10 protein-coding genes are annotated in these 14,127 nt (G+C 32.4%); 3 read left to right on the forward strand and 7 right to left on the reverse strand.

Annotated elements, in window-relative coordinates; all coding sequences use genetic code 11:
- Window positions 1-13: 13 nt before the first annotated feature.
- A complete protein-coding gene (locus tag Q4566_RS08255) occupies window positions 14-3,034 on the reverse strand; it encodes a tetratricopeptide repeat protein (RefSeq protein WP_303420155.1) in 3,021 nt (1,006 codons plus the stop codon).
- 190 nt (window positions 3,035-3,224) lie between these two features.
- Here Q4566_RS08255 and Q4566_RS08260 point away from each other — a divergent pair, with 190 nt between their 5' ends.
- Complete coding sequence (locus Q4566_RS08260) at window positions 3,225-3,908, forward strand: cell division ATP-binding protein FtsE (protein WP_303420156.1); 684 nt, start codon at window positions 3,225-3,227, stop codon at window positions 3,906-3,908.
- Here Q4566_RS08260 and Q4566_RS08265 read toward each other — a convergent pair.
- Window positions 3,877-4,638: a glycosyltransferase gene (locus Q4566_RS08265; protein ID WP_303420157.1), complete on the reverse strand. Its 762-nt coding sequence runs from the start codon at window positions 4,636-4,638 to the stop codon at window positions 3,877-3,879. The genes Q4566_RS08260 and Q4566_RS08265 overlap by 32 nt on opposite strands.
- Before the next feature lie 67 nt (window positions 4,639-4,705).
- Here Q4566_RS08265 and Q4566_RS08270 point away from each other — a divergent pair, with 67 nt between their 5' ends.
- Window positions 4,706-5,623 (forward strand): glycosyltransferase family A protein, encoded by a 918-nt coding sequence (locus Q4566_RS08270; RefSeq protein WP_303420158.1) that lies wholly within the window; start codon window positions 4,706-4,708, stop codon window positions 5,621-5,623.
- Here the strand turns inward: Q4566_RS08270 and Q4566_RS08275 are convergent.
- From Q4566_RS08275 to typA, 5 genes are all read right to left on the reverse strand, one after another.
- Complete coding sequence (locus Q4566_RS08275) at window positions 5,587-6,657, reverse strand: glycosyltransferase (protein WP_303420159.1); 1,071 nt, start codon at window positions 6,655-6,657, stop codon at window positions 5,587-5,589. The genes Q4566_RS08270 and Q4566_RS08275 overlap by 37 nt on opposite strands.
- Window positions 6,650-7,927 (reverse strand): phosphoethanolamine transferase, encoded by a 1,278-nt coding sequence (locus Q4566_RS08280; RefSeq protein WP_303420160.1) that lies wholly within the window; start codon window positions 7,925-7,927, stop codon window positions 6,650-6,652. Before Q4566_RS08280 ends, Q4566_RS08275 begins: the two co-directional genes overlap by 8 nt.
- A 262-nt stretch (window positions 7,928-8,189) precedes the next feature.
- Window positions 8,190-9,491, reverse strand: coding sequence for an O-antigen translocase (locus Q4566_RS08285; protein ID WP_303420161.1), 1,302 nt, complete (start codon window positions 9,489-9,491; stop codon window positions 8,190-8,192).
- A 17-nt stretch (window positions 9,492-9,508) separates the two neighbouring features.
- Window positions 9,509-10,807: an O-antigen translocase gene (locus Q4566_RS08290; protein ID WP_303420162.1), complete on the reverse strand. Its 1,299-nt coding sequence runs from the start codon at window positions 10,805-10,807 to the stop codon at window positions 9,509-9,511.
- Window positions 10,808-11,221: 414 nt separating this feature from the next.
- Window positions 11,222-13,021: a translational GTPase TypA gene (typA, locus tag Q4566_RS08300; RefSeq protein WP_303420164.1), complete on the reverse strand. Its 1,800-nt coding sequence runs from the start codon at window positions 13,019-13,021 to the stop codon at window positions 11,222-11,224.
- Between the two features lie 278 nt (window positions 13,022-13,299).
- On the opposite strand from typA, the gene kdsA reads away from it, so the two are divergent.
- Window positions 13,300-14,118 carry a 3-deoxy-8-phosphooctulonate synthase gene (kdsA, locus tag Q4566_RS08305; protein ID WP_303420165.1) on the forward strand — a complete coding sequence of 273 codons (819 nt, stop codon included), beginning with the start codon at window positions 13,300-13,302 and terminating at the stop codon, window positions 14,116-14,118.
- The last annotated feature ends 9 nt before the right edge of the window (window positions 14,119-14,127 follow it).

Consider the following 14,127-nt stretch of genomic DNA (forward strand, 5'->3'; position numbering starts at 1 on the left):
ATGAATGATTGATTTAATCTTCTGAATGAACAGATGCGTTCGTTTTAGATTCTTCTGCCTTTATTTGAGCTAATTCCTCTGAAGCTTGAATAACAACATCGTCAAATTCTGAAAAATTCTGAATAACACTTTCTAAAATATAAGTGGCTTGAAAAGCATCTTTTAAGGCATAAAAATTCTTTGCCATAAGCACCAAACCTTTTGCACTGTAATATTTATATCCAGAAAAATCTTTCGCTAATTTTTGAACGGTAACATTAGAAGCTTCAAACTCTCCTTCCTTATTTTTAAAATAAGCGTTGTAATACAACGCTTCTGCAGCGGTTTCGCCCGTAGCTACTTTTTCAACACGTTGGTAAGCTGCTTTTGCTTTGGCTTCATCTCCTGTTTTCATCGCCGAACGTGCAATAATGATATGTGCGTCACCTTGAATTTTAGTATCGGTTTTTGAATTTGCCAACACTTTTTCGGCGTAAGCCACGGCTTTTTGATAATTTGCCATTTGGTAGTTTGCTTTCATCAAATTAGATTGAGCAAAAATAACGTTGTGCTGAAAGCTTGCTTCACTCTCTAATCGCAACAACAACGGCGTTGCCCCATCCCAGCTTTTCTGGTCTAAATGATATTGCGCTAATTTCGTTAAAGCTTCTTCAGTAAACTGACTTTGAGGTGCATCAACTACATATTCATAATGTGACGATGCGTTATCTGGCAACCCTTGTTTGCTGTATAATTGCGCCACATAAAAATGGGCATTTAAAGCATTTAATCCTCTAGGAAACTGTGCCAAATAACCATTAAATTGTTTTATGGCTTTCTCAGTATTATTGTCTAAATATTGTTTCTCGGCTGCTTCGTAAGTGGCGTTGTCAAGATCAACGTCGGTCACTTCAACATAATCTAAAGTTTTTACCCATGCTGCATAATCGTCAACTTCACCCAAATCGATATAAATTAAGCGTGCGGTTGAAACTGCTTGAACAGCTTCTGGACTTCCCGGATACTCACTAGCAACTTTCTTAAATTTAGTAAGTGCGTTAGTATTGTCACTTGCATTATAATAGACTAATCCCTGACGCAACAAAGCTTTTGGCACAAATGAACTCATACGATATTCTGTACTTAAAGCGTTGTAGGTTGCCGTGGCTTTAGCGATATCATTTTCCTTGACATAAGAATTTCCTAATTCGTACATGGCATCGTCACGCAATTTTGACTTCGGATAATCATCAATAAACTTTACCAATTCGTTTATTTTTTTCGAAGCATTACCTGCATAACCAACACTCATGGCTTTTTGAAAAGCAGGATAATCGGATGTGATTTCATCCAATTTAATCGCCTTGTCGTAAGCTGAAATAGCTTTATCATAATTACTTGATACAAAATATGCATCACCCAAACGCAAATAAGCATCGTTTAACCTCACATTATCAGTGGCACTTCCATTTACATAACGATTGAAATAATCAGCAGACTGCTCATAGTTCCTCAACTTAAAATAGGTGTAAGCCATATTATAATTAAGATTCTTATACTCTGGGGTATCAACAGATTCAGTTTGCTGCTCAAACTGCTTAAAGCTAATAAGCGCTTCGGCATAATTTGTTAAGTTATAATCTGTTTCTGCATGCCAAAATGTTGCTCGTGTTGTATATATAGGATCTCTAGGTACAGATATTGAATTTGCAAACATCTCTTTTGCTTCAGCGAATTTTGCTTCATCATAAAGTTCTAATCCTCTATAAAAAGTCACTTTTTGGTAGGCTACTTTACTTTCAAAACTATTATTACTCTTCAGTAGTTTTAAAGCCGCTTTATAATTTTTAGACGTAATGTAAGAGTCAATTAGAAGCGATTGAATCTCTTCAGTATGTGTAGATTTTGGATATTTTTCCAAATAACCGGTTAAAACCTGTGGTGCCGATTCGTAAGGATTTCCTATTTCGTAACTAATTTTTGCATAATTTAACCAAGAATCTTCTTGAATTTTGGTATCAAAATCCATGTAAGAGGACGTTCTGAAGGCATTTAAGGCTTCTTGTTTCTTATCTAAATTGATGTAACTTTCCCCTAAGTGGTAATAAGCATTTTGCGTGATGGCATTATTGCCATCTACAATTTTATTAAATTCTGAAACCGCATTTTCGTAATCCTCTTGCTTATAATACGCATAACCCAGTTGGTAATAATCGGTATTATTCCACTTCCCTTTTTTACCTTCATACGCCTTTAAGTAAGGAACGGCTTCACCGTATTTGCTCAGATTAAAATAACTTTCACCTATAATTTTTGAAAGTTCTGATACTTCTTCTGGCGTGCTTGAATCCATGCGCTCTTTAGCAAGCGTAATGGCTTTCTCAAAATTACCAAGCTTAAAATTTAAATCGGCTTGGTAATAAGACATCTTTTCTTTGTAGCGTTCTTGATTACTCACCTGATCGAAATACGCAGTAGCTTCATCGTAATCATCGCCTTCATAGGCCATATAACCAATGTAGTATTTAGCCTGTGCACCGTATTGCTTGGAACTTTCTACTTTGTTCAAGTAATTTTTAGCTTCACCATATTGCTTGGTTAAAAACGCTGTATATCCTCTATTGAAGTAAAACTGTTCCTGTTCGGCGTAGCTTAAATCATTTTCATCCACCTTATCATACCATTTACGCGCATAGGCATATTTGGCATTATCGTAATAATAATTGGCCACATCAACATAAGCACTGTTGCGTTTCGTACTGGTAGGATAGTCTTCCACGAAATCTTCAACCATCTGTTCGGCATTTTGTTGATTCAATCGAATCGCACAATTCGCCATATAATATGAACAATTGGATGCTACGCTTAATTCATCGGTATTTTTCTTTACTTCTTGAAACAAAGCTTGTGCGGCACCATAAACATTATTATCATATAATGCCACAGCTTTTTGGTAATCTGCTAAGGGGTTCGTGTAGATTGCAGACTCCTGCGCTATTATTTGTAAACTAAAAGGTATCGCCACTAAAAGTGACACCATATTTTTTTTAGTCATTAACAATTTGGTTTTAATTTAAACTCAAAGATATTTAATACAAAAAACATAACGCAACAATCTTAGTATAATTATAAACCAAGTTATTAAATGATTTTTACCACCTCAAAATAAACTAAAGTTTTAAACGTTTTATGATTTCACTTATAAGTAATACATTTACAACACTAAAATTTATTACGCTATTTCCATGTCCAAACCTATTTTAGAATTAAAAGACGCTTCCATCTATCAAGGTGAAAACCTGATACTTTCAGATGTTAATATCGAGGTTAATAAAGGTGATTTTGTTTACCTCATTGGAAAAACTGGAACAGGAAAAAGTAGTTTTATGAAAACGCTTTATGGCGATTTACCACTTACAAAAGGTGAAGGACATATTGTGGAATTCGACTTAAAAACTCTTAGAGAAAAAGAAATCCCTTTTTTAAGACGAAAACTAGGCGTGGTTTTTCAGGACTTTAAACTCCTAACAGACAGAACTATAAACGACAACCTCATCTTTGTTTTAAAAGCCACAGGCTGGAAAGACAAAAAAGAGATGACCACTCGCGTAGAAGAAGTTTTAACAAAAGTTGATATGAAAACCAAAGGTTTTAAGTTTCCTCATGAACTTTCTGGAGGTGAACAACAACGTGTTGCGATTGCTAGAGCTTTACTTAACAATCCTGAACTTATTTTAGCCGACGAGCCTACGGGTAATTTAGATCCGCAAACCAGTATTGAGGTTATGGAAGTGCTTCAAGATATTAGCAAAAACGGCAACACAATTTTAATGGCGACCCACGATTATGCTTTACTACTAAAGTACCCGAGCAAAACATTAAAATGTGAGGATAATGCTATTTTCGAGGTGGTACAGAGACGCGGGTAGATTTGTTTAAACAAAACTTAATTACTGAAAAAAGAACAAATAAAGGTGTTAACAAAATAGAAGATGCTTTCGTTTTTAATATAATATCTTCTTTATACAATGTATAGTTATATTTTTTTGACATTCCTTTCGATCCACAAGAAGCTATTTTTTTATCTAATATAACAACAGGAATTCTACGTTTCCACAAGTTTAAATTAAAGGCATAATCAGCCAAAATCTTGTAGCTCATATCATAATATTCTTTTTCAAAATTTGATTTATGATAAAAAGCGCCTTGATGGTGCAATGTGTTCTTTATCCACATTTCATTTGACCATTTAGGCCTAATTAGACCTTTGTTTTTTCTAACAAAATAAGAATCTTTACCTCCTAAATCATAGACAATTTGGCCTAAAATTAGTTTTATATCTTTTTTCCTAAAATAAAAATCTACACTTTCTAAAACACCAACATCGTAAAAACTATCATCCACCCCCATAAAGTAGAGCCATTCTCCAGATGCCAAAGTAACACCTTTATTCATGGCATCATAAACCCCGTTATCAGACTCTGAAATAAATTTCACATTTTTAAATTTATTTTTTAAGCCATTAATATCAAAATTCTTCGTCCCGCCATCAACAACAATAACTTCATAAAAATCATAAGATTGCCTCATCATCACATTAAGGCATTGATGCAGATCTTGCTCTTGGTTTAGGGTAGGAATTATTATAGATAGTTTCAAGAAAATAATAGCTTATTTTTGTTTATTTACATTTGAAATAACTTTCCCAAAGTTACAAAATCATTTTATGGATCCTTTTATATCTGTTGTTATTCCTCTATATAATAAAGACGAATACATTGAAGCGACGATTAACAGTGTTTTAAATCAAACCTATAGTGGTTTTGAAGTTATTGTTGTAAATGATGGATCTACTGATGAAAGCCTAAATGTGGTGCAAGGTTTTAAAAATGAGAAAATTAAAATCTATACGAATAAGAATCGAGGTTTATCTTACTCTAGAAATTATGGTATAAAAAAAGCCAAGGCTAATTATATTGCTTTTTTGGATGCCGATGACCTTTGGAAGGAAGATTTTTTAGAAACCATTAATCAATTAATTCTTAAAAAGAATGAAGCACTTATTTTTGCTACTAATTTCGAAACACTACCTCCACACAAAACACCCAACTTATCCGCTGAGAAGTTTAATAAAACTCTAATTAAAGAAGTTTCTAATTTTTTCATGCTTGAGAAAAACTTCTTTACGCCCAGTTCACTAGTCATACATAAATCTGTATTCAAAAATTCGGGGTATTTCAATGAAGATGTGAATTATGGTGAAGAATATGATTTTTACATTAGATGTTTTAGTAAATACAACCTCATTCACTACCAAGAAAATAAAGCATACTACCGCACAGATGTACCAAACCAATTAACTGCTCCAAACAAAAATTTTAAAAGAATAATACCTGATTACTGCTCCTATCAAATAAAAATCAATCACCCAGATTTGAAACATTTTCTTGATTTCATACATTATGAACTGGTTGTTTTATTTAAGATGGAAAGAAACTCCGAAAAGGTGCGGTTATACAAAAATTTAATCAACACAAGGAATTTAACATGGAAACAAAAAATAAAATTTCACCTTCCTACTAGTGTGTTTTACTATAGTAAAAAAATTTATATTTCACTTTCTAAAATATTCATCCAGTCTTGAACCACTTTTTCTTCCGAAAAACGTTCTAATCCTTTTTGAGGGGTTAGTTTGTTGTAAAACGATTGGTCTACCATTTTGTTCAATGCCTTTACTAATTTACTTTCATTTTGATTTTCTACCAAGATACCATTTAGCCCATCATCGATAATTTCACTTGGTCCACTTTTACAATCATACGCTATTACCGGTGTATTTAAGCCCAAAGCTTCTACCAAAACCATTGGAAACCCTTCAAACTTGCTAGTTAAAACAACTACTTTAGCTTCCTGAATAATAGGATATGGATTGTTACGAAAAGGCAATAAACTAATTTTTTCTTCTAAATTCAGCTTCATTATAAGCGTTTTCAAAGATTTATGTTCTTCTCCGTCTCCAAGAATTATTAGTTTTATATGTTTTGAAGGCAAAATAGATTGACTATAACAAACTATTAATTTATCAAATTGTTTGATCCCGGTTAAGCGGCCAACAGCCAATATGTATTTCCCTCTATTATCACCGAACACTTCCGATTGTCTTAAATTTAAATCTTTTGGCAAAAAATTATAAATCACATGACTTTTTAGATCTAACCGCTCCTTTAACAACTGTTGTATACCTCTACTTACCACCACATACTTACGTTTTTTTACATGCGGCAATTTCGCCAACCATGGCATTTTTAGAAACGAAAAGTAAAAGCTTAATTTATAGCTATGTACACAATAAACCACCTTTTGCTTTCTAAACACAAATCTAGATAGCAGCATTTCTTTAATAAAAACATCCCGAACTCTATGATCTATGATCAAATCAAAATTATGATTAACAAAAAAGTTCTTGAATTTAATAAGAGACACCCAACTGCTGTGAGTTTCTTTTATCTCTCCAAAATTAAATAGCGTTCCTTTAAATTTGTAATCGATGACATTATTCATACTTACAATGTAGATTGAAACACCTTCTTCTGCTAAGGGAATAGACAAGTTAGCTACGAGTTTTTCGGCACCACCACGACTCAATGAGTCGACTAAAAAACATATCTTTCTATTCATTTTTAAACCTGGTTTCATAGTCTATACCATCAACAACAAACCTTTTACGTTCAATAAAGTTATTACTAAAAATACTTCTACTAAAATCAAGACCTTGGTATTTGACTCCAAAAAGGTGTAAAATACTCTCGTAAGTATGATCGGCCATAAAAGCTCGATTGGGATGGTATTCAAAATCGTTAGGCAATTCAAAATCTTTTGAAGTCCAAACAAAAAATGGAATATCAAACATCGTTTTTGTTAAACGTTCTTCATTTCTCCCAAAAAAATTAGTGCCTTCATCATAAACGTTTTCACCATGATCTGATAAATACAGCAATGCACTCCTGGTTGATTTGTTTTTTAGTTTTTCTATCAAAGAATAAACAATATAATCATTATATAAAACGGCATTATCATAATGATTAATTATTGTTCCTTTTTTAGAGACGACTGTAGAGTCATTAAAATTATTATATGTTTTTGGGTACCTATTACTATACTCAAAGTGAGTTCCTATCAAATGTAAAAAAATAACTTTTTTACCTCTACCCTTTAATGCTAAGTCAAATTCAGGAAATAAAACCTCATCATGACTATTGGTTTTAACTTCATCTTTATGATTTAAAAACTTTAAATAACCGACAGCGGAAGCTATTTCGCTCGTTTTATTATCATAATGGCCAATAGGCCTTTGGTTAGACAGCCAGTATGTGCTAAATCCCGCTTCATTAAAAACATCAATTATACTGTAACTTGTAGTCTCTTTATCATTTTTACTTGCTGATGTTAATAAAAAAGGTAATGATTTAGTTGTAATCACATCAGTTGAAATAGTGTTATTATAAAGTAGTAACTCATCTCGAATTCGATTTAAATTGGGAGTTGTTAACCGGTCATAACCATAAACTTGCATATGTTTTCTAGCTGTCGATTCTCCTATTACAACAACTAATATTTGATTATCGGTATATGTTTCAATATCTTTTATATCACCTACGTTCTCGAGCTCTATACTTCCCTGTAAATCAAAATAACCATACACACCTCTAACTACATTGAAGTATGTATTGTTTTCTATTAAACCGGTGAGTTTTAAAGCAACAATTATAATTGCACTAATAATACCTCCTAAAATTTTCTGATTTGAATTTGTGATTTGAAACTTTAACTTTCTAATTACTAAAAACATAATAATCATCAAAATTAAAAATAGAATCACTTTTACATCTATATATGAAAACCAAAACTCTTCTAATTCCTGACTGTTTGATTCTATAAGCAGAAACATGAATGATGACGTGAAATTTGATGAAACTGCAATATATGAAGCTGTTTCAATGAAAAAACTCAACACATACAAGGCTACAAAAGAGATTGATACAATTTTATTTTGGAGTAAACCACTAAATAAAAGAACTGAGAAAAAAATATAAAATATAAAATCCTCTATAACATCTCCACCCCCTATTAAGCTATTATTTATAAATATCAATAAAAAAAGATATTTCAAACTTAAAGGCGAGAGTAATATTATTAATTTTAATATTGCTTTAGATTTCACTTTTTAAATACTTTTTGTTTTTAATAAACACAAAAACACTTACAACAAACAAGTATAATAAAACACTTAATAAATAAGCATAATAAACACCATATAAGTCATATCCATTTATTAGAATGATACTGAATATATAAAATCCACAATACAGAAAAGCATCACAAACAAAATAAGCAACTACCATTCTTTTTGCATGAAATTGATACGCCAAGGAAAAAGCAACTATTTTAAAAAAATCACCAATAAATTGTAAATAAAAATATTTACTCACGGCTTCAAACTCATAAGACAAAAAAACTTTCACTACAAAATGTCGTAAAAAGAACAATACAACAAACATGACTAGCGCTAAAGGAATGACAAGTTTGAAGTAATCGTACATAATATTCTTATAACCAAAAAGGGTTTTGTTTTCAGACAGCTTAGGCAATAAATAAATTGTAAATAATGAGGAAAAGAAAACCATATAAAACATTGAAATCTTATTCACTGCTTCCCAGTATCCTGCATTGACTAAGTCAACGTCTTCAATAATAGCATTTCTAATCAACAAATAAACTAAACTAATTAAAACAGAAGAATAAATAGCCATAAAAAGATATACGGAAATACCCTTAATAATCTTAATAGAAAGCTTCTTAAAACTCCTTATCGCTACGAACAATAACAACCGTACCTCTTTAAACAACAATATACTTACCAAGCTAAATACAGGAGCTAACAAGCTTGCAAATAATGCGCCTTTTAAATCGTAACTATAAACTAGAAAAAAAGTTGTTAACGCATTAAAAATATTCGAAATAACAACTAGTGTGCTTAATAATTTAAATTTTTGAAGACCATTAACAATGTATATAATCAAAAAACTAAAGGAAATTAAAGGCAATAAAAAAGCTAAATATTTAAAGATATAAGCAAAACTGGCGTCTTTTAAGGTGTAGACTGCTATGATTTCAGAAAAAAAGTAGATAGGAAGAACTAAAACACAACAAATTAGCAAATTAAAGACACATACATTAGCAATAACAGTATTTACCTTAGCCTTGTTTGTTTTGTTTTCTGACACGTACTTTATAATTCCACTTTCAAAACCAGTAACAGTAATACCTAATACGCCCTGAAGTATATTTTTAAAATTCCCAACTAAAGCATAACCAGAAGGCCCTAAATAAACCGCAGAAACTTTCGAAACAACAAATCCTGAAATCAATTTTACGAAAACAATTAATGTATTAAAAGAGGTAACCTTTATTAATAAATTAGAAGTATAAAGTTGTTTAATTCTTTTAAACATTTATTAACGAGGATTAATTACTGACTATCTATCTCGAACCATCTGCCACTCAAGAAAAGAAGCAAAACAATGCCAAAATACATAATATAACTCACAAAATGTGCGATTACCGCACCTTCTATCCCTTTAAATAAATCGATAAAGTAAATACTTGTGCTGTATAGAGTAATAATTAAAAATGCTTCGGTAAGCACATAGTGCCAAAACATTTTCTTGGCTAAAAATTGATAAGCGATTACAATAGCCATTACCTTTACAAAATCCCCTAACAATTGCCATAAAAACAAATTCTCTACAGGCTGAAATTCAGGGGTTAAAACAGCAAGCACGATATATTTTCTCAAAAAGTATATTAGTAAAAACCCTATACTCAAAAAGGGCATAATACGTTTATAGAAACTTAACACTTCCTCCCTAAACTCAACATTACTCTTAATTTCAGAAAATCGAGGTAAAAGGTATAAACCAATTAAGGAGCTAATAAACATTAAATAATATTTGGAAATTCGAGTCATTGCTTCCCAAAGCCCCGCATCCTTATAACCTATACTTTTAATGATATACGAACGTATAGCAATGGCCACAATAGGCAGTAATACTGCGGAAAAAAAAGCCATTAACGAATAAAACCCCATCTTTTTCAAAGTTGAAAAACGATACATACTCGCCTTAATAAGCGGCACCAAACTTCGTCGATTAATTATACCTACTAAAGTAATTAAGAATATTAAGGACTCTGAAATAACTGCGGCAATTAAAGCGCCATCAATTTTATTTTGATAGATTAAAATTAAAGTAATTGAGACACTTAAAATCTGTCCAATAATATTGATAACAATTAAGATTTTATACTTAGAAAATCCATTCATTATCGAAAAAGAGAACATATTCAAGATGTAAAAAGGCAGTGCGATGGCAAAAATCTTAATCACATAAGCATAGTCGTTGTAATTAGGAAAAATGAGATCATTAATCCAATCGGCTTTAATGTAGCAGAAAAAGCAAACGATAACAGTAGTGATAAACCCTGTATAAAAAGCGGAAGAAATAACCCGACTAAGATCTGAAGTACTCTCCTTAAATTCGCCAACATACTTAACAACGCCTTTATAAAGTCCCGCTGAAGCAGTAGTTTGAGAAGCACTTACGAAGTTTTTTAAGTTCCCTATTAAGGCTAAACCTTCGGCTCCAATAAACACAGCAATAGCCTTAGAGGTTAATAGACCAGCTATGATTCTTGTTAATACCGCGAAAATTTGTAATGAAGCAATTTTTACTAAAACCTTGCTATTTATATAGTCTATTAATTCCTTCAATTAATAAGTGATTTGGTTATTAAATTGATGTTAGACAAATACTCCTCAAGTATTTATTTCTTACAAAAACAGTGTTTTGTATCAACATCAATATACAAGTAACCAAATATACAAAATCATTTAAATTAACATGATTTCTTAGAGTAGCGTACTCATTATGCCGTTTAAAGGTAAATTCCTTAACTTTTTTTAATAAAGAGGTAGTAGAGATTAATACACATTATCGCAGAATTGGTAATAATAATGGGTAAAGAGTATGGCGTTAAGGCTATGCCATAAAACACGAATAGTAAACATCCAACGGAGTTTACTATTCGTAATTTAATAACAGATTTCATTAAAAAGGAAACTAAAAGGACAGCACTAGCTAGATAACCAAGCCACTCTACCCAATCGATTCCTAAAAATGTCATCTTATATGGTTTTATTTCTTTTACGATCTACTTCAGTTAAATAGATTTTACGTAGACGTAAGAAGTTTGGTGTTACCTCTACATACTCATCTTTCTGAATGTACTCTAAAGCTTCTTCTAATGAAAATTTAATTGCCGGAACAATTTTAGCTTTATCATCAGCCCCAGAAGAACGTACGTTACTTAACTTTTTAGTTTTTGTTACGTTAACAGTCATATCATCTCCACGAGAATTTTCTCCAATAACCTGACCTTCATAAATATCTTCACCTGGATCTACGAAAAACTTACCACGGTCTTGTAATTTATCAATAGAATAAGGAATTGCTTGTCCTTTTTCCATAGATACTAACGATCCGTTTTGGCGTTCTGGAATACCTCCTTTTAATGGTTGGTATTCTTTAAAACGGTGTGCCATAATGGCTTCACCAGCGGTAGCAGTAAGTAATTGGTTTCTTAACCCAATAATTCCTCTTGATGGAATAATGAATTCACACACCATACGATCACCTTTAGCTTCCATACTTAGCATTTCACCTTTACGCATGGTTACCATTTCAACCGCTTTACCAGAAACCGTTTCAGGTAAATCGATAGTCATTTCTTCAACAGGCTCACATTTTACACCATCAATTTCTTTGATGATTACTTGTGGCTGCCCAATTTGAAGCTCGTACCCTTCACGACGCATGGTTTCAATTAAAACAGATAAATGCAGTACCCCACGACCAAAAACCATGAATTTATCGGCACTATCAGTTTCATTAACACGTAAAGCTAAGTTTTTTTCTAACTCTTTGCTTAAACGGTCTTTAATATGACGAGATGTTACAAATTTACCATCTTTACCAAAGAAAGGTGAATCGTTGATAGTAAATAACATACTCATTGTTGGCTCATCAATAGCAATGGTTTTTAAACCTTCAGGATTTTCAAAATCGGCAACGGTATCACCAATTTCAAAACCTTCTAATCCAACAATTGCACAAATATCACCAGTTTGAACTTCTTCAACTTTGATACGGCCTAAACCTTCAAAAACATGAAGTTCTTTAATTCTATTTTTCACAATACTTCCGTCGCGTTTCACTAGAGAAATATTTTGTCCTACTTTAAGTTCACCACGTGTTAAACGTCCAATAGCAATTCGTCCTGTAAAAGATGAAAAGTCTAAAGAAGTAATTAACATTTGTGTATTTCCTTCAGGAATTTTTGGAGCAGGAATATGATCGATAACCATATCTAATAATGGTTCGATATTTTCTGTTTGATTTTGCCAATCGTCACTCATCCAGTTATTCTTAGCCGAACCATAAACGGTAGGGAAATCTAACTGCCACTCTTCAGCACCTAATTCAAACATTAAATCGAAAACTTTTTCATGTACTTCGTCAGGCGTACAGTTTTCTTTATCTACTTTGTTTACAACCACACATGGTTTTAAACCTAAATCAATCGCTTTTTGAAGTACAAAACGCGTTTGCGGCATCGGCCCTTCAAAGGCATCAACCAATAATAAAACACCATCAGCCATGTTTAAAACACGCTCCACTTCACCTCCAAAATCGGCGTGACCTGGTGTATCAATGATATTAATTTTAGTGTCCTTATAAATAACAGAAACGTTTTTAGAAGTAATTGTAATACCTCTTTCACGCTCTAAATCGTTGTTATCCAGGATTAAATCACCTGTATTTTCGTTTTCACGAAATAATTGACAATGGTACATGATCTTGTCAACTAACGTAGTTTTTCCATGATCTACGTGTGCAATAATTGCAATGTTTTTAATATTAGCCATAAATAGTGCCTTATTTTGAGCGGCAAAGGTACTCTTTTTTCATAGAAAATTGATTTTTTGTTTTTAATTTTAAAAAGCCCTTTTCATCTGATCATCATTTAATTAAATCAGAAATATTAATTAAAGTGGTCATAGTCGTGGTTTCGCACATACCAAAAACCCTTTTCATATAAATGCGTTGGCTTTTTCTTAGTTTTTAGATGGCTTACATCAACACTTAATAAAATAGTTTACATACCATATTTAATACGTAACTTTGCAGCCTAAATTTTAAGGCTATGAATCTTAAGGATGTTCCAAAAATAAAACATACCGAGTCTAACAATTTCTTTTTACTATGTGGCCCATGTGCTATAGAAAGTGAAGAAATGGCACTGCGTATTGCTGAAAAAGTGGTTGAAATCACTAACAAATTAGAAATCCCTTATATTTTTAAAGGCAGTTTCAAAAAAGCAAACCGCAGTCGTATAGATAGCTTCACAGGAATTGGTGATGAAAAAGCCTTAAAAATCCTTAAAAAAGTATCTGACACCTTTGATATCCCAACCGTTACCGATATTCATGAAATATCTGACGCGGCACTTGCTGCGCAATATGTAGACGTGTTACAAATCCCTGCTTTTTTAGTACGCCAAACCGATTTAGTCGTGGCTGCCGCTGAAACAGGAAAAGTAGTCAACTTGAAAAAAGGCCAATTTATGAGTCCGGAAGCCATGAAACACGCCGTTCAAAAGGTAAAGGATTCTGGAAGTGACAAAGCATGGATTACCGATCGCGGAACCATGTTTGGTTACCAAGATATGATTGTAGATTTTAGAGGCATCCCAACCATGCGCGAATACGCACCAACGGTTTTAGATGTCACGCACTCACTTCAACAACCTAATCAATCGGCTGGTGTTACCGGTGGTAGACCAGACATGATTGAAACCATTGCCAGAGCTGGTATTGTAAACCATGTAGATGGCTTATTTATAGAAACACATTTCGATCCTGCAAATGCGAAAAGTGATGGCGCTAACATGCTTCATTTAGATAATTTGGAGCAACTTTTAACTAATTTAGTAGCCATTAGAAAAACAGTAAACGCTTTCTAGTTTACTGTT

It is taken from the genome of Tamlana sp. 2_MG-2023, assembly GCF_030548465.1.
Taxonomy (GTDB): Bacteria; Bacteroidota; Bacteroidia; order Flavobacteriales; family Flavobacteriaceae; genus Pseudotamlana.